We start from the raw sequence: 19,214 nt of genomic DNA, 5'->3' as shown, positions 1-19,214 counted from the left end.
CTAATGGTTATAGTTATCTATATGTAAGGAATCGGTTGTGCGAAAGTCATGTTTGGCCAAACCAGTCATCCACTTTGAGGGCTTTGACCATTGCCGCAACCGGCGTGCGGCGCGAGTATTCCTCTGTTGTTTACGGTTCCCCAACCTAATAAGAACAGAGGGATTCTGGCAATGCGCGATTACTTGTCTGCCACCGCACAGTTTGATTATCAGCACACCGTGGACGCAGCGCTCAGCGGCACGCTCGAGGCGCTCAACGCTTGCGTCGAATGTTGTGACCGCCACGCCTTGCCGGGGCGCATCGCCCTGTTCTGGGAAGGCCGCGATGGCACCAGTGCGACGTACACCTTCAGCGACCTGCAGGACAAAGCCGCGCGTTTCGCCAATTTCCTTCTCGCCCAGGGCGTGCAGAAGGGCGACAAGGTCGCCGGCCTGCTGCCGCGCAATATCGAATTGCTGATCACCGTGTTCGCCACCTGGCGCATCGGCGCGGTGTATCAACCGCTGTTCACCGCGTTTGGCCCCAAAGCCCTCGAACATCGCCTGAACAGCTCCGGCGCCAAAGTGGTGGTCACCGATGCCGCCAACCGGCCGAAACTCAGCGAAGTCGCCGATTGCCCGACACTGGTCACCGTCGGCGGCCCGAAAGGCCAAGGCATCGTCCGTGGCGATTTCAGTTTCTGGGCCGAGTTGCCCAACCATTCCAGTGTCTGCGAACCGCTGATGCTGACCGGCGAAGACCCGTTCCTGCTGATGTTCACCTCGGGCACCACCGGCCCGTCGAAAGCGCTGTCGGTGCCGCTCAAGGCCATCGTCGCGTTCCAGAGTTACACCCGCGATGCCGTCGACCTGCGCCCGGAAGATGCGTTCTGGAACGTCGCCGATCCAGGCTGGGCCTACGGCATTTATTTCGGTGTCACCGGCCCGTTGTCGATGGGCCACCCGATCACGTTCTACGATGGCCCGTTCACCCTCGAAAGTACCTGCCGGGTGATCAACAAGTACGGCATCACCAACCTCACCGGTTCGCCGACGGCGTATCGTCTGCTGATTGCCGGCGGCGACGAGTTCGCCAAGTCGATCAAGGGCAAGCTACGGATCGTCAGCAGCGCCGGCGAGCCGTTGAACCCGGAAGTGATCCGCTGGTTCGCCGACAACCTCGGCGTGGTCATTCACGACCACTACGGCCAGACCGAACTGGGCATGGTCCTGTGCAACCACCACGGCCTCGAACACCCGATCCACCTCGGCGCTGCCGGTTTTGCTTCGCCGGGCCATCGCATCGTGGTGCTCGACGAGCAGAACAATGAACTCGGCGTCGGCCAGCCCGGCATCCTCGCCATCGACCGCACACAGTCGCCGATGTGCTGGTTCGCCGGCTACGAAGGCGCGCCGACCAAAGCCTTCGTCGGCGATTACTACCTGAGCGGCGACACCGTCGAGTGGAACCCGGACGGCAGCATCAGCTTCGTCGGCCGCAGCGATGACGTGATCACCACGTCCGGCTACCGGGTCGGCCCATTCGACGTGGAAAGCGCATTGATCGAACACCCTGCCGTGGTTGAAGCCGCAGTGGTCGGCAAGCCCGACCCAGAGCGCACCGAGCTGGTCAAAGCCTTCGTCGTGCTCAACCCGCAATACCGCGCGGAACCGGCGCTTGCCGAAGAACTGCGCCTACACGTGCGCAAGCGTCTGGCCGCGCATTCGTACCCCCGTGAAATCGAATTTGTCAGCGAGTTGCCGAAAACCCCGAGCGGCAAATTGCAGCGCTTTATCTTGCGCAACCAGGAAATCGCCAAGGCTCAAGAGGCCGCGGCGCACAACGTTTCAGCTTGAATCAGGAAGGCAGTCATGCAGATCGAGAACAAGGTTTTTATCGTCACCGGCGGCGCGTCCGGCCTGGGTGCCGCTACCGCTGAATTGCTGGTGAACGCCGGCGCCAAAGTGATGCTGGTGGACATGAACGCCGACGCCGTCTTTGCCCAGGCTCAGCGCCTCGGCGCGCAAAGCGTGGTTGCCGACATCAGCAACGAAGCCGCCGCCGAAGCCGCCGTGCAGGCGACCGTTAAAGCCTTTGGCAGCCTCAACGGGCTGGTGAACTGCGCCGGCATCGTTCGCGGTGAGAAGATCCTCGGCAAGAACGGCCCGCACGCCTTGTCCAGCTTCGCTCAGGTGATCAACGTCAACCTGATCGGCAGCTTCAACATGCTGCGTCTGGCAGCGGCAGCGATTGCCGAAAGCGAAGCCAACGCCGACGGCGAGCGTGGTGTGATCATCAACACCGCGTCGGTTGCGGCGTTCGACGGCCAGATTGGCCAGGCGGCGTACTCTGCATCCAAAGGCGCCATCGCCAGCCTGACCCTGCCTGCGGCCCGTGAGCTGGCGCGCTTCGGCATTCGCGTGATGACCATCGCTCCGGGCATTTTCGAAACCCCGATGATGGCCGGCATGACCCCGGAAGTGCGCGACTCGCTGGCCGCCGGAGTGCCGTTCCCGCCGCGTCTGGGCAAACCTGCCGAATATGCCGCGCTGGTGCGGCATATTATTGAAAACAGCATGCTCAACGGCGAGGTGATCCGTCTCGACGGTGCCTTGCGCATGGCCGCCAAGTAAGGAGGATTTCCCATGACCATCTCCAATGATCCGATTGTCATCGTCAGCGCCGTCCGCACCCCGATGGGCGGTTTTCAGGGCGAACTGAAAAGCCTGACTGCGCCGCAACTCGGCGCAGCAGCAATCAAGGCGGCGGTTGAACGCGCCGGTGTCGCCACCGATGCGGTCGATGAAGTGTTGTTCGGCTGCGTATTGCCGGCCGGTCTCGGTCAGGCGCCTGCGCGTCAGGCTGCGCTGGGCGCCGGGCTGGACAAATCCACCCGTTGCACCACGGTCAACAAGATGTGCGGCTCGGGCATGGAAACCACCATCCTGGCCCACGACATGTTGCTGGCCGGCAGCGCCGATGTGGTGATCGCCGGCGGCATGGAAAGCATGTCCAACGCGCCGTACCTGCTGGACCGCGCTCGCGCCGGCTATCGCATGGGCCACGGCCGGGTGCTGGATTCGATGTTCCTCGACGGCCTCGAAGACGCCTACGACAAGGGCCGCCTGATGGGCACCTTCGCCGAGGATTGCGCTGAAACCAACGGCTTCAGCCGCGAGGCTCAGGACGCTTTCGCCATTGCCTCGACCACCCGCGCCCAGCAGGCGATCAAGGACGGCAGCTTCAAGGCCGAGATCGTGCCGCTGACCGTGACCGTCGGCAAAGAACAGGTTGTGATCAGCAACGACGAGCAGCCACCGAAGGCCAAACTGGACAAGATCGCTTCGCTGAAACCGGCGTTCCGCGAGGGCGGTACGGTAACTGCGGCCAACTCCAGCTCGATTTCCGACGGCGCCGCTGCGCTGGTGCTGATGCGTCAGTCGCAAGCGCAGCAACAAGGTCTGAAACCGCTGGCGGTGATTCACGGCCACGCCGCGTTTGCCGACACCCCGGGCCTGTTCCCGGTGGCGCCGATTGGGGCGATCAAGAAGCTGATGAAGAAAACCGGCTGGTCGCTGGATCAGGTCGATCTGTTCGAGGTCAACGAAGCCTTCGCCGTGGTCGGCATGGCGGCGATGACCCACCTGGAAATTCCTCACGACAAGCTCAACATCCACGGCGGCGCCTGCGCCCTCGGCCACCCGATCGGTGCGTCCGGCGCGCGGATTGTGGTGACCTTGCTCTCGGCCCTGCGCCAGAAAGGCCTGAAACGCGGCGTCGCGGCGATCTGCATTGGCGGCGGCGAAGCCACGGCGATGGCGGTCGAGTGCCTCAACTGAGGTAAACACCAAATCCCTTGTGGGAGCCAGCCTGCTGGCGATAGCGGTGTGTCATACAAGCAAATATTGACTGACAGACTTCAATCGCCAGCAGGCTGGCTCCCACAGGTTTTATGTTTTAAGGATTTGCCATGATTCCCAATGACGACCAACAACAAATCCGCGACATGGCCCGGCAGTTTGCCGAGGAACGGCTCAAACCGTTCGCCGCCGAGTGGGATCGCGAACACCGCTTCCCGAAAGAAGCCATCGGCGAAATGGCCGGGCTGGGCTTCTTCGGCATGCTGGTGCCGGAGCAGTGGGGCGGTTGCGACACCGGTTACCTGGCCTACGCCATGGCCCTGGAAGAAATCGCCGCCGGCGACGGCGCCTGCTCGACGATCATGAGCGTGCACAACTCGGTGGGTTGCGTGCCGATCCTCAAGTTCGGCAACGACGACCAGCGCGAGCGCTTCCTCAAACCGCTGGCCAGCGGCGAGATGCTCGGTGCTTTCGCGTTGACCGAACCGCAAGCTGGCTCCGACGCCAGCAGCCTGAAAACCCGCGCCCGGCTGGAAGGCGATCACTACGTGCTCAACGGCTGCAAACAGTTCATCACCTCCGGGCAGAACGCCGGGATCGTGATCGTGTTTGCGGTCACCGACCCAAGCGCCAGCAAGCGCGGGATCAGCGCGTTTATCGTGCCGACCGACTCGCCGGGCTACAAAGTCGCTCGCGTCGAAGACAAGCTCGGCCAGCACGCCTCGGACACCTGCCAGATTCTGTTCGAAGACGTGAAAGTGCCGGTGGCCAACCGGTTGGGCGAGGAGGGCGAGGGCTACAAGATCGCCCTGGCCAACCTCGAAGGTGGCCGCGTCGGCATCGCTTCGCAATCGGTGGGCATGGCCCGCGCCGCGTTCGAAGCGGCACGCGATTACGCCCGTGAACGTGACACCTTCGGCAAGCCGATCATCGAACATCAGGCTGTCGCATTCCGCCTGGCGGACATGGCCACCCAGATCGCCGTGGCGCGGCAGATGGTGCATTACGCCGCCGCCCTGCGCGACAGCGGTCAGCCGGCACTGGTCGAAGCGTCGATGGCCAAACTGTTCGCCTCGGAAATGGCCGAAAAGGTCTGCTCCATGGCCTTGCAAACCCTCGGCGGTTACGGTTACCTCAACGACTTCCCGCTGGAGCGCATCTACCGCGACGTGCGGGTCTGCCAGATCTACGAAGGCACCAGCGACATTCAGCGCATGGTCATTTCGCGCAATCTTTGAGAAGGAATCTGCACATGAGTTACGAAACGATTTTGCTGGAAACCCATGGCCGCGTCGGCCTGATCACCCTCAATCGTCCACAGGCGCTGAACGCCCTCAACGCGCAACTGGTCAGCGAAGTGAACCGCGCGCTCGATGGTTTTGAAGCCGACGCGAACATTGGCTGCATCGTCATCACCGGTTCGACCAAAGCCTTCGCCGCCGGTGCCGACATCAAGGAAATGGCTGATCTGACCTACCCGCAGATCTACATGGACGATCTGTTCAGCGACAGCGATCGGGTGGCCAACCGCCGCAAGCCGATCATCGCCGCCGTCAACGGTTTTGCCCTGGGCGGCGGCTGTGAACTGGCGCTGATGTGCGACTTCATCCTGGCCGGCGACAACGCCAAGTTCGGCCAGCCGGAAATCAACCTCGGCGTGCTGCCGGGCATGGGCGGCACCCAGCGTCTGACGCGGGCGGTGGGCAAGGCCAAGGCCATGGAAATGTGCCTGAGCGGCCGCATGATCGACGCGGTGGAAGCCGAGCGCTGCGGCATCGTCGCGCGGATCGTGCCGAGTGCCGAGTTGCTGGACGAAGCGCTGAAAGTCGCCGCAGTGATCGCCAGCAAATCGCTGCCGATTACGATGATGGTCAAGGAAAGCGTGAATCGTGCATTCGAAGTGAACCTGACTGAGGGCGTGCGCTTCGAGCGTCGGGTGTTCCATGCGGCGTTTGCGACGCAGGATCAGAAGGAGGGGATGGCGGCGTTTGTGGCCAAGCGGCCTGCCGAGTTCCAGGGCAAATAACGCGGCGCCCTCAAGAGCCCCCTCACCCTAACCCTCCCGAAACGTCGGACCGCCCGGAGGGAGAGGGGACTGACCGGGTTGTACTCGGGAGTTACGCCGACCTGAATTACCAAGTCGAACTCAGGCTGTAAAAAGCATGTAGTCCGCTATCCATAATCGACGCGATCTTTCAGGTCGATGTATGACGCCAGACACCTCGGTCGGCTCCCTCTCCCTCCGGGAGAGGGCTGGGGTGAGGGAAAGGGGCCGACACGGTCACAACTGATAGTTCTTCAACTCCCGAGCAATCACCATTCGCTGTATCTCGCTCGACCCCTCATAAATCTGGGTGATCCGCGCATCCCGGTAGTACTTCTCAACCGGGTAATCCTCCAGATACCCATACCCGCCATGAATCTGAATCGCTGACGAACACACCTTTTCAGCCATCTCCGACGCAAACAGCTTGGCCTGCGAAGCCTCCGACAGACACGGTTTGCCCGCCGTGCGCAGCCGCGCCGCGTGCAGGATCATCAAGCGTGCCGCGTTGATCTGCATCTGCATGTCCGCCAGCAGGTTGGCGATGCTCTGGTGCTCGACGATGGCCTTGCCGAACTGCACCCGATCACGGGCGTAACCCAACGCCGCCTCGAACGCTGCACGGGCGATGCCCAATGCTTGCGCGGCAATACCGATGCGTCCGCCTTCCAGGTTGGAAAGGGCAATCGCCAAACCTTTACCGCGTTCACCCAGCAGATTGGCTTCAGGAATGCTGCAATTGTTCAGCGTCACGGCGCAGGTATCGGAAGCGCGGATGCCCATCTTGTGTTCTGTGCGATCGACGATGAAGCCCGGCGTGTCGGTCGGCACCAGAAATGCCGAGATGCCACGCTTGCCCAGATCCGGATCTGTCACCGCAAACACGATCGCCAGCTTCGCCCGCTTGCCGTTGCTGACAAATTGCTTGGCGCCGTTGATCACCCATTGCCCGTCGCGCAGTTCGGCGCGGGTGCGCAGGTTGTGGGCTTCGGAGCCGGCCTGGGGCTCAGTCAGGCAGAAGCAGCCGATCACCGCGCCGCTGGCCAGATCCGCCAGCCAGGTCTGTTTCTGTTCTTCGCTGCCGTAGTTCAGCACCGGGCCGCAGCCCACCGAGTTGTGGATGCTCATGAACGCGCCGGTGGCGCCGTCACCGGCGGAAATCTCTTCCACCGCCAGCGCATAAGCCACGTAGTCGACGTAAGTGCCGCCCCATTCTTCCGGCACTACCATGCCCAGCAAGCCGAGTTCGCCCATCTTTGCCACCAGGGCGTCATCGATCCAGCCGGCCTTTTCCCAGGCTTGTGCGTTGGGCGCGATTTCGCCACGGGCAAAGTCCCGGGCCATGTCGCGGATCATGACCTGGTCTTCAGTCAATTCGAGATCGTGCATGGCTCAGCTCCCGCTCTCTGCGAAACCGTGGAAGAAACTCGCGACCTGTTCGGCGTGCAGCGCGGCCAGGGTCGGCGGATTCCAGCGTGGTGATTTGTCTTTGTCGATCAGCAGGGCGCGCACGCCTTCGATCAGGTCGCCACGTTCGAACCACTGGCGATCCAGATGCAGTTCGAGGGCGAAGCACTGTTCCAGGCTCAGGTGACGGCCGCGACGGAGCATTTCCAGGGTCACGCCCATGGCCAGCGGCGAGCGGGTTTCCAGCAGGTCGGCGGTGGTGGTCGCCCATTCGTGGCTGTCGGCGACGGTTACGGCGCGCAGTTGCTCGACGATGCTCGGCACATCTGGCAAGGCGAAGAAGTGGTCGATGGCCGGGCGCAAGGCTTCGAGCGGCGCATCCGGCAGGGTTTGCACGGCGTGGCGGGCCAGCAGGCTTTGCAGGTCTTTGAGTGGCGTGTCGTGCCACTCCAGATGATCAAGCTGTTCGTCGAGGATGCCGAGTTTGCTGCTGTCCAGATACCAGTCGGCGAGGCCGCAATACAGCGCATCCGCTGCACGGATCTGCACGCCGCTGACGCCCAGATAAATCCCCAGCTCGCCGGGAACCCGTGGGAGGAAATAACTGCCGCCGACATCCGGGAAATAGCCGATCGCCACTTCAGGCATCGCCAGACGGCTCTTCTCGGTGACCACCCGCAGATCCGCGCCTTGCACCAGACCCATGCCGCCGCCGAGAACGAAACCGTCCATCAGCGCCAGCACCGGTTTGCGGTAGTGGTGGATCGTCAGGTCGAGGGCGTATTCCTCGACGAAGAAATCTTCGTGCAGCGTGTCGCCGCTTTTGAAGCTGTCGTACAGCGAGCGAATGTCGCCACCGGCACAGAAGGCTTTCTCGCCGGCACCGCGCAGTACCACCGCGTGGATATCGGCATCGGCGGCCCAGACGTCCAGGTGCTGCTGGAGCTGGCGCACCATATCGAGGGTCAGGGCATTGAGGCCGGCGGGGCGATTGAGGGTCAGATGACCGATGTGGTTGCGAACCTCGGCCAGCACTTCGTGTGGCGTGGCGTCCATGGACGAAGTCCGCGGGGATGAAACCTGAGCAGTCATCACTAACTCCCTGCTTTTATTGTCTTTATTCGAGAAACTCGCGCGCGAGCGTTAGCGGATCGTAACAGTGCAAATTTGCCGTGTACAACGGGGATATGTGCATGGGCTATCTGCATTTTTGCCTGATCTTGACCGGGGGAACTCCCGCGCAGAGAAGCACTGGCTGTCACTCCCCGCGAAACTGTGCCTGCAGCGAGCGGACGCATGACAGCAGTGCCTGCCGAGCCTCATCATGCGCCGCGGGATGGTTCATGAAACCATGGCGCATGCCTTTAAATTCCAGGTGTTCGACGCTCACACCTGCTGCACGCAATCTCGCTGCATAGGCACGGCCTTCATCCCGCAGAATGTCGAGTTCGCTGGTGATGATCAGCGTCCGCGGCAGTCCGTGCAACGCGTCGTCGAGCAGGGGGGACAACCGCGGATCGGTGCGCGATGTGCCGGGCGGCAGATAGTGTCCGAGATACCATTCGAGCATCTGTGTGGTAAGGCCATGTCCTTGCGCGAACTGCTCGTGGGACGGGTATCGGGTGTGACAATCGAGCAAAGGGTAAAGCAGCAGCTGAAAGCCGAGACACGGTCTTTGCTGCGCCGAGTCGCGCTGACAGATGACCGCGGCCATTGCCCCTCCGGAGCCACCGCCGGCGACCGCGATTCTCGAAGTATCAAGGCCATGCTCGCGACCCTGCCGTACGACCCACTGCAAAGCTGTCCAGCAATCATCCAGGGCTGCCGGAAACAGGTGTTCCGGAGGGCGGGCGTAATCAACGGCGATCACCGCACAGCCAGCCCAGTCACACATCAGTCGGCAGAAACCATCATGGGTATCCAGGTCGCCCGTGACCCAGCCGCCACCATGGAAGAACACCAGCACGGCAAAAGGCCCCTTGCCCGCAGGCCAGTAAAGGCGCAGCGGCAACCGGCGACCGTGACTTTCAATCGCCATGTCGTGAACACGGGTCACTTGTGCCTGACGCAACGCTGCTCTGGCGTCCTCTACGGTCAAAGAGGCCTCATTCATGACCGCGATCCCGGGTCGAGCGCGCCTCTGCCTCAATCTCTATAACGAATTCAGGGCCGATCAATCGTGCGACTTCCAGCAGCTTGGTGGTGGGTGGATGTTGATCAAAGAATTCCTTGTGGGCCTGGGCGATTTTCGGCCAGAGATCCATATTGCTGGTGTACATGCTGGTTGCAATGATGCGCGTGCGATCCGCGCCCAGTTGTTTTAGTGCCTGTTCGATGATCTCCAGGCACCGCAGCGTCTGGGCATAGGCGTCGCCGGGCTTGAAGGGTTTGCCGTCATCATCGAACGCCACCGTGCCGCCTACCAGAAGGGTATCGCCAGCCTTCAAGGCTCTGCAGTCGCCGGCGATGGATTCCCAGGGGGCGGCAGAAAACACACGTTGAAACTCCATGGTTCAGACTCCTTTGCCAAGATTGATCGGAAGTGCCTTCAAACCCCGGAATTGAAGGTTGCTGTTGCGCCAGGTCGCAGGGCTGTCCACGACAAGACCCAAATCGGGAAAGCGCTTGAGCAGGGACGTAAAAACGATCTCGGCCTCCAGGCGGAACAGCGCCGTGCCCATGCAGAAGTGCTGTCCACGGCCAAATGCCAGATGGTCATGGTCAGCTCGACGGATATCGAAGGTGTCAGGGTCAGTGAATTTCGCAGGATCGCGGTTGGCGGAGGCTCGTATCAGATAGACCAGGTCTCCTGCCTTCATCGTGACGCCTTCGATCGTGACGTCTTCGGTCAGCACTCGATGGCTCAAGGAACCGGCGGCATCGAAACGCAGCATTTCCTCCACGGCCGGGTTTACCAGGGCCGGATCGTCTTTGAGGGCCGCATGCTGCGCAGGGTGTTCGAGCAAGTGCAGCAGGCCGATACAGAGTTGGTCAGCGCTGGTGGTGTAACCGGCAACCAGAATGAAGACAATCTGCGCCAGTACCTCGTCATCGCTTGCCGCACTTTCCAGACTCGACTCAAGCACCCGACTAACCAGATCGTCCCGGGGTTGGCGGCGGCGCTTTTCAATGAGGTCGGCAAAGTAGGCGTACATTTCTTCAATCCCTGCCAGCGCCTGTTCAGGCCCATAGTCGGGATCGTGGCTGCCGCCGACAAACATCACGATGTCCCTCGTCCAGCGCCGCAGTTTCAGGGCGTCTTCGCGATCGATGCCGTACAGCTCGGCGAGGATCAGCGCGGGAATCCGGTCGAAAAGGCTGGCCTTGAGGTCGACCTGGCCTTGCAGGCCGGACAGTTCTCGATCGGTGATGTCCTGAATGATCTGGCGCAACGACTCAATGGCGCGGGGTGTGAATGCCTTGCCCAGCAACTGACGACTGGCCTTGTGCGCGTCTCCATCCTGGGAATACATCCATTGCGAGGCCAGGCGGACGAAGACGTTCAGCTGCTCGCGTTGTTCTTTCGATACGCGGGTGTCCACCAGTTGCCGCATACGGTTCGAGGAGTAACGTCGGGTATCGGCCTGGGCGGCATGGACATCGCCATAGCGGGTCAGAAACCAGGCATGCAAGTGATCGCACCAATAGACCGGTTGATGATTTCTCAGGTACGCATACGCCGGATAGGGGTTCTGGATGGTGTAGCGGTCAGAGAAGTCCGGAAAGGAATGAATGGCCATGCTCACGCGTCCTCATAGAGTGCAGCCGTGAAACGCTCCGCGTAATCGGGTTTGTCGATGGGGGCGCTGACCAGCTCCGGCGGTGGCTTGAGCAGATCGTCGATCTCGCCGAGCCGGGCTTGCGTCGCGTGCAGTTCCAGTTCGTCGCCAGCGACCGACAGCCCCCAAGGGTGCAACACCGGGGAAAAGACATGGAGCATGTCCTGAAGCGTTGCGGGCGAAACGAGCCGGTCGCGTTCGCCTTCGACCAGTATCAGGTCCAGCGCGCGGGCGTAGGTGAGTGCCACGGCCTGGCGGTGGGAAAATTCAGCACTGGCGCGGCATTGATCAACGATGAGCGACTCGATGCGCTGGGCGATGTTATGGGAGGCAAACCGTGGTCGGGTGATGGCGTCCCTGGCGACCTGAGCACACAGGATGCTGTTATCACCGGCGAACGTGGTGCTGATCTCGTGATCCATGCACAAGGTGACGATCTGATTGTCATGGTGAAACCCCTGGGACCCACAGAGCTGCCGGGTTGCCCGGATGACGTCCAGCCCCAGCCAGGTGCCGACGCTTTTGGCGATGGCGGCGAGAATATGCAGCTCGGTGCGCTTTTTCGGCTGGCTCCACATTCCCTCGAACCGGGCCAGGACCGCCTGTTCCAGCAGCTTCAGGGCCAGGACCTTGAGTTGCTCGACATACAACCGTTGTCGAAACAGGGCCCGGCTCAGCAGTGGCTGGTTGTTATCGGCATTCTTGACCAGTCGATGGCAAGCGAAACGATACCCCAGGTGGACACACAGGCTGGCGGCCCCGCAAGCGGCCGCAATAAGGAACAGGCGTTCCTGAATGAATGTCTGCATCGCGCACGTCAGGCGCTCCTTGCGCATGATGTCGCTGCTGAAGACGCCGTCTGGCGAGAATCGGGCATAGCGTTGCATCATCGCTTCCAGCGGTAGTTTCATTGCACAAAAGCGGATGCCGGCAACCTGATTGGCATGAATGCCGCCCTTCGGATCGCAGGTGGTAATGCGCACGCCCGGCAGCAATGGGCCGTTCTCGTTCTCGCGAATGCGCACTCGGAACCAGTGAAGTCCCTCATCCACGCCATTGACGATCAGACGTCCCAGTACCATGACCACCTGGGCCGCGTGCAGGGCGTTGCCGATCCAGAACTTGCAGGCTTGCGCAGACGGTGAGTCAAGGATCAGGCAATGGTTTTGCGAGTCGTGGATGACCGTGGTCTGCAGATTGCCGACTTCCGAACCCCTGGCGATTTCCGTGCAACCAAATGCATAGACGGCACCCAGTCGGTTGATTTCTTCACGGTAGTCACGCACCTGACGATCATCGCCATGAGCAAGCAAGGCATCGCCGGCAATCATGTGATCGACGATGCTGGCAATCAGGGAATAGTCATAAGCGCCCAGGTAGGCGGCGCGTTGAAGCAGCAGTCGGAAATCGGACTGACAGGGTTGGCCCAGCCACATGCCGTTGGTCATGTGGCCGCCGCCTAAAATGGCGCGCATACGATCGATGTTCAGATCCATGTATTCGCGTAAGGAAAGACGATGGCGCTTGCCGGGGTCGAACAAGGGCGTGCGCAGCAATTGCAGCAGTGGGTCGCTCATGAAACGTTCCTCTCGCAGATCTCGAAATCAGGGATTCGAAAACCACCAGATTTACGGAGCTGGCGAAGAACACATGTACCTGTGTACAACAGGCGGGGCATCGAGCGGACAACAGGTTACGCAGGCAATGCGGTGTTTTTTGAAGTGAACGGTTCAATCAAAGCGCAAAGCCAGCTCGCTTCTCAACGACGTTGAGCGTTTCTCCATGGCCAGACTTCCGATGTCATCGCTACTGGGCGTTACAGCGAGCCAGACTTCTTAGTGAAAGGCAGACAACTCTGTGCGGTACAGAGATGAAATCTAGTGACTCCCGATCATTTGGCAAGGTTGGCGAAGGGCCTTTTGTCGGAAGCACGCACAAGCGCACGCGCACAGTCTCTTCAATCGTCGAGGCGGGGAGCGATTCGGTCAGCTGAATACCTGACCAATGCTGCGCCGCTTGGCATGCAGCTCACTGGCATGAATCAACCGTTCCAGATCCTCCGGCGTGACATCGATGAATGCCTCCATATCGGCCATTGCCCGTTTCAGATCCTCGGCCGTGATGGCCTGAATATCCACCGGTGCCATGGCCGGCGCCGGTTCGGCGGGGCGTTTCGGGTAGCGGATGCGAGTCAGGTTGTTGTAGGCCAGGGCGGCCAGCAGCAGGCAGGCGGCGCTGAGCATCACCGGTTCCAGGGCTTTCCAGTCCATGGCGATGGTCAGCGGGTCGGCCAGCACCATCGTCAGCGCCACGGCGCCGGCCGGCGGGTGCAGGCAGCGCAGCCAGCACATCAGGATCAGCGCCATGCCCGCCGCTAGGCACGCACTGCCCAGGGATCGGCCGAGCACGTGGGCCACCAGCAACGCGACGACACCGGCGCACAGGTAGCCGCCGATGATCGACCATGGCTGGGCGAGGGCGCCGGAGGACACCGCGAACAGCAGCACCGCCGAGGCGCCCAGCGGGCCGATCAGGTGGTAGGCCACTTCAATGCCGAATACCTGACTGCACGCCCACACGCTGAACAACGTGCCCAGCGCCATGCCGATGGCGGCGCGGCTCCATTCGGTGGGACGGGTGTTGATGGCGGCGGGCAACCAGCGAGCGAGCATGCAGAATCGATCCTTTGCGAAATGCAGGGCAAAAAAAAGGACTTGTCCGTAAACGCGGAAAGTCCTTCGAAGTGTTCCAACTATTGGGGGAGGAACGCGCACAGTGTGCCAAGCAATCACGATGCTGACAAATTCATATAAATGCAGTTTCAGTGCATTATTTATGCAGTAAAGCCACGCGCCGCCCACTCATGAAACACAGAAACCCGCCCATCGCCGTCAGTGCGCTGAGGGCGTAGAACATGGTCGGCGCCGGCGTATGCATCAGCAGAAAGCCGCAAATCACCGGGCTCAGCGCGCCGCCGAGGGCCGCCAGGTTCTGCGCGCCGTAATAGCTGCCGCGCAGTTCTTCCGGGGCCAAAGTGTCGACGAACAGGAATTCCGACGGGTAAATGATCATCTCGCCGAGGGTGAAGATGAACATCGCGATGCACCAGGTCACCAGGCTGTCGGCCAGGCTGAAGCCGATCAGGCCGAGGATGAACAGGCTGGTGCCGGCGGCGATCCAGTAGCGCAGTTTTTCCCGGTTGAGGAAGCGACCGATCTGGTATTGCAGCAGGATCACCGCGATGGCGTTGCAGGCGAGCAGGGCAGCCATGGTTTGTAACGCCCGTTGCGAGTCTTCGACCACCAGCAGGTATTGCGACAGGTACAGGGTGAAGCGGCCGTGAACCACGGTGCTGAGCAGACAGCCGCAGGTGAACATGATCAGCGTGCGGTCGTTTTTCAGGGTGATCAGGGTTTTCAGGAAGCTTTGCGGCTGGCCGATGGCGGCGACCGGGCTGGCATCCTTGGGAATCCCGATCATCAGGAAGATGCTGCCGAAAGCGATGCCGGCGGCAATCAGGAACGGCGCAATCGGGTAGACCCCGGCGATTACCACGCCGAGCATCGGGCCGGTGGCGTAGCCGATGTTGGTCAGCGTATAGCGCAGGGAAAACGCCTTGGCCCGCTGGCCCATGGGCAGGTTTTCACTGAGGATCGCCTTGGAGCCGATCAGGAACAGCGCAGAGGCGGTTTCGGTGATGACCAGGGTGGCGGTCGTCAGGTACAGGTCTTTGGCGAAGGTCAGCAGCACGAAGCCGATGGCGCTGGAGAGCATCGCCAGAATCAGCAACCGGCGCTTCTCGAGCCGGTCGATGATGTAGCCGCCGTACAGCGCAAGCAGGGTAGCGATGAACACCGCGATGCCCAGCAACAGCCCGACATCCTGTTGGTTGAGGCCGAGCTTGTTGCTCAGAAACAGCGTGAGCAACGGACTGGTGATGGCGCGGCTGACGACGATGGTCAGCGAGACGATCATCAGGCGGCGGATAACGAGCGAGTAGGTGGCCACGGAAAATCAAATGTCCTTATTCGGTTAACAGGTGCTCAAGATTGCGCACGGAATCCAGCGTTTGCAGTTGCCGCAGTTGCGCCAGTAACGGCTCAACCTTGACCGGTGAAATGACTCGCAGCGCCAGACTGAAAAACTTCTCCTCCAGCGCCGCCTCGCTTAGCGGATTGCCCGGCGCACCCAGCGGCACCTCGACGCACAGCCTCGCCTGACGCCCGTCGCGGGTTCGAACAATGACCAGCGGCTCGCCATCCTCCGACAGTCGCTCATCCACTTCAAGGCGAATGCGCGTCAGCCAGTGGGTGATTTGCGGATCGTTGCGCGGCTGCTCATCGTAAGCCTCGAGGCGGCAATGACCATGCACCAGTCGCGCGGCGAGGGCGTAGGGCAGGCTCATTTGCGCGGCGGCCAGACTGCGGGTGTCGCGGCCGCCGCACATGTCGAGCAGAAACCCGCACAGGTTCACCTGGACGTCTTCCACCTGATCGGCGCCGACCTGCAATTGCTCCAGCAACAAGCCGAGTGCATCGATGGCCGAATGGGTGCCACGACACGCGGCATAGGGTTTGATCGAACAGCGCGCGAGTTTCCACACACGCCCCAATTCGGCATCCAGCGCATCCGGTTGCGCGCTGCCCGGCGCCAGGGTCTTGAGAAATCCACCCCAGACATTCTCGAACAACACCGACGGCCCACTGACGCCTTCACGGGCAAAACGCGCTGCGAGCAAACCACCCTCGGCCGCCCGGCCGCTGTGCAGTTTCTTGCTTTGCGAACCGTCATGGATGAACGCCCACAACCCGCCGCTGAAACTGCCGGCAATGCCCAGTGCCGACACGGTTTGCCCGATATCCAGCGCAAAGACCCGCGCACAGGCTGCCGCCGCGCCGAACACGCCGCAGGTGGCGGTTGAATGCCAGCCGGCGCCGTTGTGCGCCGAATAACTGCCGCAGGCTTCCAGCACCCGCCGACCAATTTCGTAGCCGATCACCACGGCGGTGATGAATTCGCGACCGTCCACCGGCCGATCCACCAGTGACAGCGCCGCCATCACCGCCGGCAACACCACCGCGCCCGAGTGATCGCAACCGCCGGTGTCGTCCAGCTCCAGCGCATGGGCGGCGATGCCGTTGAGCAAGGCCGCATGCCCTGCGCCGACTCGCAGTGACGAACCCCAGACCAGCGCGTTGCCCGGCTCCGCGCCGAACACCTGCCGCGCCTGAAGCGCCACCGCACTGTCAGCCCCGGCCAGCGCTGCGCCGAAGGTGTCGAGAATGTGCCGCTTGGCCTGTTCCACCAACGCTGGCGGCAGGTCTTCAAAGCGGGTCTCGACGCAAAACTGCGCCAGCCGCTGCATGCGTTCGGTCATACGAGGTAGTCCCGATAATGGCGCTCATATACCGACGCCGGATGATCCTGCGTGACCGGCGCCGCCGTTTGCGCCCACCACTGCGCGACTTCGGTGCCGCTGGCGATCCACACGTCGTCATGCTGCTGAATGCTTTGCAGCAATTCGCGCAGCACACCGATGCGTCCTGGCGTGGCGATGATTTCCGGGTGCAGGCGCAGCACGTAGCACAGGCCGAAGCGGTGAAATCCGGCGAAGTCCATTTGCAGGTTGCCCAGGGTGTGGCTGTAGGAAGCGATCCGCGATTGTGCCGGCGGCACGGCCGGGCTCAGGTTGAAGGCGAAATAAGGCTCGTCTTCCAGTTCGTAATGCAGCGGCAACTCGACCACTTCGGGCGCGGTCGGGTGCAAGAACGGCAGGTCATCGCCGCGCCATGAGGAAGACCAGTGAATGCCGTGGTCTCTCAAGGCTTCAATGAATCCCGGCGCGCCGTTGCCGGCGGGAATCCGGAAACCGGTCGGACGCACGCCGGTCAAGGCTTGCAGCGCTGCGCAGCCTTTGGCGACTTCCGCACTCAGCGCCGCCAGATCCAGCGTGTCGTAATTCTGATGGCGGTAACCGGCGCAGGCGATTTCATGGCCGTCAGCCTGAATCGCGGCGATGTGCTGCGGGTTTTCCTCGGCGACGATGCCGGGCACGAACCAGCTGCTGCGCACCCCGAGTTCCCTGAACAGGCCGAGCAAACGCTCGACGCCCCGTTGCGTGCCGTAGCGCCACACCGACAGCGTCTTGTCGCGCCCGGCGACTTCCGGGGCCTGGGTGAGAATGCCGTGGATGTCGTTGTAATCGACGGTCAGCACCACCGCGCAGCGTTTGCCGGCGGGCCAGAGGTTGTCAGCGTCAGCCATGGTGATGCTCCTTCAGCCACCAGCGGGCGACGTCGCGGCAGGTGGCGAACCACACGTCATCGCGCTGGCGCATGTGGTCGAAGAGTTTCTCCAGCAACAGGATGCGCCCCGGTTTGCCGGTGATTTTCGGGTGGAACAGGGTGGTCAGGCACAGGCCTTCGTCCATCGCGCCGTCGTACTCGCGTTGCCAGTTGTCGAGGGTCAGCTCGTAGCTGGCGGTGCGGTCGAGCCCGGACGGGAAGTTCGGTGCGCGGGTGTAGGCGAGGGAGGCGTAGTCGTCCATTTCCCAGCGGCCGGGAATCTCCACCAGCGGCGTGTCATGGCCGGGGACGTTGACCAGATACGGGCGATCGTCGCCGCGCATGCTGCTGGAATAGATGACACCGTTGTCGGCCAGCATCGCCGGCGTTTCCGCGCGCCAGTCACCCGACGGGGTGCGAAACCCCTCGGCGCGGATGTGCAGGTATTGCCAGAACACGTCGCGGGACTTGTTCATCACGGCCTGCTGCTGGTCCAGCGTCAGGGCGTAGAAGGATTCGTGTTTGTAGCCGTGGTAGGCGACTTCATGACCGCGCTCGACGATGGCCTGGCACTGTTTTGGCCAGTTTTCCACGACCCAGGCGGGGACGAAGAAAGTGGTCGGGATCTTGAAGGTGTCGAGCAGATCCAGCAGGCGTGGCAAGGCGCGGTAGGGGCCGTAGCCGCCGAAGCCGAAGTATTCGGGTTTGTGCCAGATCGAGTTGTTGAGCATGGCATCGCCGGTCGGGCCGTCGAGGTCGAAGGCGAGGGCGAGGCAGGCTTTGTGCTGGTCGGGCCAGGTGGGTTGTTGAGGGGCGGACATGGGGGTGACGCTCCGATGGTATTTACAAGCTTTCCCTCACCCCAGCCCTCTCCCGGAGGGAGAGGGAGCCGATTGAGGTGTTTTGGAGGGTTGCCTCGACCTGAAAAATCGAGTCGAACTCAGGTTCTGAACAGCACGCAAATCGGCTCCCTTTCCCCCTCGCCCCCTTGGGGGAGAGGGCTGGGGTGAGGGGAGGCGATCTTGACCGTTACTTGCCGGCGTTGACGGTCACCGTCTTAATGGCACCCAACTCCAGATCCCACTTCTTCAGGATCGCGCCATAGCTGCCGTCATCCACCATGCTCTGCAGCGCCACTTTCACCGCTTCACTCAGCTCAGGCTTTTTCTTGCTCACGCCCAGCCCGGTGAACTGCACGGAGATCGGCTGGCCGACCGTCTTGTACATGTCCTTTTCCTGGGTCTTGAGGTACGACAGGGTTTCGCTGCCCTGCATCGCCGCGTCGATACGGCTCTGGCGCAGTTGCGCACGGGCGTCGGCCGAGCCTTCGGTACCGATCACGTTGATCGCCGGTTTCCCGGCGGCTTCACAGTTGGCCTTGCTCCACTCGGCGATTTCCGCCGGGAACGTGGTGCGGCGGCTGGTGCCGACTTTCTTGCCGCACAGGTCGATGATCTCGTTGGTCGCGGTGTTCTTCTGCAAGGTGTAGAACTGCGGGCCGCTGGTGAAGTAGTCGACGAAGGTCACGCTGGCCTGGCGCTCGGCGGTGTCGGTCATGCCCGACAGGACCATGTCCACGCGGTCGGTGGTCAGGGCGTTGATCATTTGCTCGAAGCCGGTTTCCTGCCACTTGATCTTCACCCCGAGACGTTCGGCCAGGGCGTTGCCCAGGTCGTAGTCAAGGCCGGTGAGCTTGTTGGTGGCCGGGTCCTTGAAGTCCATCGGCGGATAGTTGGGCATGATCGCGACGACGATCTCGCCTTTTTCCTTGATGCTGGCCGGCAACTCGGCGGCCACGGCGACACCGGAAGACATGAGGGAGGTGAGTACTGCTGGAATGACGAAGTTCTTCATGGACGT

General features: G+C 61.9%; 17 protein-coding genes. 5 read left to right on the top strand and 12 right to left on the bottom strand.

What is annotated here, in order from left to right:
- The first annotated feature begins 171 nt into the window (after positions 1-171).
- The 5 genes from ACKUG4_RS03495 to ACKUG4_RS03475 all read left to right on the top strand — a co-directional run bounded on the left by ACKUG4_RS03495 (position 172) and on the right by ACKUG4_RS03475 (position 5,866).
- Positions 172-1,836, top strand: coding sequence for an AMP-binding protein (locus ACKUG4_RS03495; RefSeq protein ID WP_236187846.1), 1,665 nt, complete (start codon positions 172-174; stop codon positions 1,834-1,836).
- 15 nt (positions 1,837-1,851) lie between these two features.
- Positions 1,852-2,613 carry an SDR family NAD(P)-dependent oxidoreductase gene (locus ACKUG4_RS03490; protein WP_445433446.1) on the top strand — a complete coding sequence of 254 codons (762 nt, stop codon included), beginning with the start codon at positions 1,852-1,854 and terminating at the stop codon, positions 2,611-2,613.
- A gap of 12 nt (positions 2,614-2,625) precedes the next feature.
- Positions 2,626-3,819 (top strand): acetyl-CoA C-acyltransferase, encoded by a 1,194-nt coding sequence (locus tag ACKUG4_RS03485; RefSeq protein WP_445433445.1) that lies wholly within the window; start codon positions 2,626-2,628, stop codon positions 3,817-3,819.
- Between the two features lie 131 nt (positions 3,820-3,950).
- Positions 3,951-5,078, top strand: coding sequence for an acyl-CoA dehydrogenase (locus ACKUG4_RS03480; RefSeq protein WP_445433444.1), 1,128 nt, complete (start codon positions 3,951-3,953; stop codon positions 5,076-5,078).
- Positions 5,079-5,092: 14 nt separating this feature from the next.
- Complete coding sequence (locus tag ACKUG4_RS03475; RefSeq protein ID WP_064381493.1) at positions 5,093-5,866, top strand: enoyl-CoA hydratase; 774 nt, start codon at positions 5,093-5,095, stop codon at positions 5,864-5,866.
- A 255-nt stretch (positions 5,867-6,121) separates the two neighbouring features.
- Here ACKUG4_RS03475 and ACKUG4_RS03470 read toward each other — a convergent pair whose 3' ends face one another.
- The 12 genes from ACKUG4_RS03470 to ACKUG4_RS03415 all read right to left on the bottom strand — a co-directional run bounded on the left by ACKUG4_RS03470 (position 6,122) and on the right by ACKUG4_RS03415 (position 19,208).
- The gene (locus tag ACKUG4_RS03470; protein WP_445433443.1) at positions 6,122-7,273 is read right to left on the bottom strand and encodes an acyl-CoA dehydrogenase family protein; all 1,152 of its coding nucleotides are present in this window, start codon (positions 7,271-7,273) and stop codon (positions 6,122-6,124) included.
- Between the two features lie 3 nt (positions 7,274-7,276).
- Positions 7,277-8,383 carry an enoyl-CoA hydratase/isomerase family protein gene (locus ACKUG4_RS03465; protein WP_445433442.1) on the bottom strand — a complete coding sequence of 369 codons (1,107 nt, stop codon included), beginning with the start codon at positions 8,381-8,383 and terminating at the stop codon, positions 7,277-7,279.
- A 166-nt stretch (positions 8,384-8,549) separates the two neighbouring features.
- Positions 8,550-9,404 (bottom strand): alpha/beta hydrolase, encoded by an 855-nt coding sequence (locus ACKUG4_RS03460; RefSeq protein WP_445433441.1) that lies wholly within the window; start codon positions 9,402-9,404, stop codon positions 8,550-8,552.
- Positions 9,397-9,801: a RidA family protein gene (locus ACKUG4_RS03455; RefSeq protein ID WP_445433440.1), complete on the bottom strand. Its 405-nt coding sequence runs from the start codon at positions 9,799-9,801 to the stop codon at positions 9,397-9,399. Before ACKUG4_RS03455 ends, ACKUG4_RS03460 begins: the two co-directional genes overlap by 8 nt.
- A gap of 3 nt (positions 9,802-9,804) precedes the next feature.
- Complete coding sequence (locus ACKUG4_RS03450) at positions 9,805-11,031, bottom strand: cytochrome P450 (protein WP_445433439.1); 1,227 nt, start codon at positions 11,029-11,031, stop codon at positions 9,805-9,807.
- 2 nt (positions 11,032-11,033) lie between these two features.
- Positions 11,034-12,647: an acyl-CoA dehydrogenase family protein gene (locus ACKUG4_RS03445; RefSeq protein WP_445433438.1), complete on the bottom strand. Its 1,614-nt coding sequence runs from the start codon at positions 12,645-12,647 to the stop codon at positions 11,034-11,036.
- A gap of 408 nt (positions 12,648-13,055) precedes the next feature.
- Positions 13,056-13,742, bottom strand: coding sequence for an HPP family protein (locus ACKUG4_RS03440; RefSeq protein WP_445433437.1), 687 nt, complete (start codon positions 13,740-13,742; stop codon positions 13,056-13,058).
- A gap of 157 nt (positions 13,743-13,899) precedes the next feature.
- Entirely contained in the window at positions 13,900-15,078 is a 1,179-nt protein-coding gene (locus ACKUG4_RS03435; RefSeq protein WP_064596823.1) for an MFS transporter, read from the bottom strand.
- 16 nt (positions 15,079-15,094) lie between these two features.
- Positions 15,095-16,447: an MmgE/PrpD family protein gene (locus ACKUG4_RS03430; RefSeq protein ID WP_445433436.1), complete on the bottom strand. Its 1,353-nt coding sequence runs from the start codon at positions 16,445-16,447 to the stop codon at positions 15,095-15,097.
- Positions 16,444-17,334 (bottom strand): polysaccharide deacetylase family protein, encoded by an 891-nt coding sequence (locus tag ACKUG4_RS03425; RefSeq protein WP_445433435.1) that lies wholly within the window; start codon positions 17,332-17,334, stop codon positions 16,444-16,446. The genes ACKUG4_RS03430 and ACKUG4_RS03425 overlap by 4 nt, the downstream gene beginning before the upstream one ends.
- Positions 17,327-18,175 (bottom strand): polysaccharide deacetylase family protein, encoded by an 849-nt coding sequence (locus ACKUG4_RS03420; protein ID WP_236187868.1) that lies wholly within the window; start codon positions 18,173-18,175, stop codon positions 17,327-17,329. The genes ACKUG4_RS03425 and ACKUG4_RS03420 overlap by 8 nt, the downstream gene beginning before the upstream one ends.
- 208 nt (positions 18,176-18,383) lie before the next feature.
- On the bottom strand, positions 18,384-19,208 hold the full coding sequence (locus ACKUG4_RS03415) for an ABC transporter substrate-binding protein (RefSeq protein ID WP_445433434.1): 825 nt from the start codon (positions 19,206-19,208) through the stop codon (positions 18,384-18,386).
- Positions 19,209-19,214 lie beyond the last annotated feature (6 nt).

It is taken from the genome of Candidatus Pseudomonas auctus (assembly GCF_048654275.1).
GTDB lineage: Bacteria > Pseudomonadota > Gammaproteobacteria > Pseudomonadales > Pseudomonadaceae > Aquipseudomonas > Aquipseudomonas pharyngis.
The sequence above is the reverse complement of the archived record's forward strand: the minus strand, read 5'-3'. Positions and strand labels throughout refer to the sequence as shown.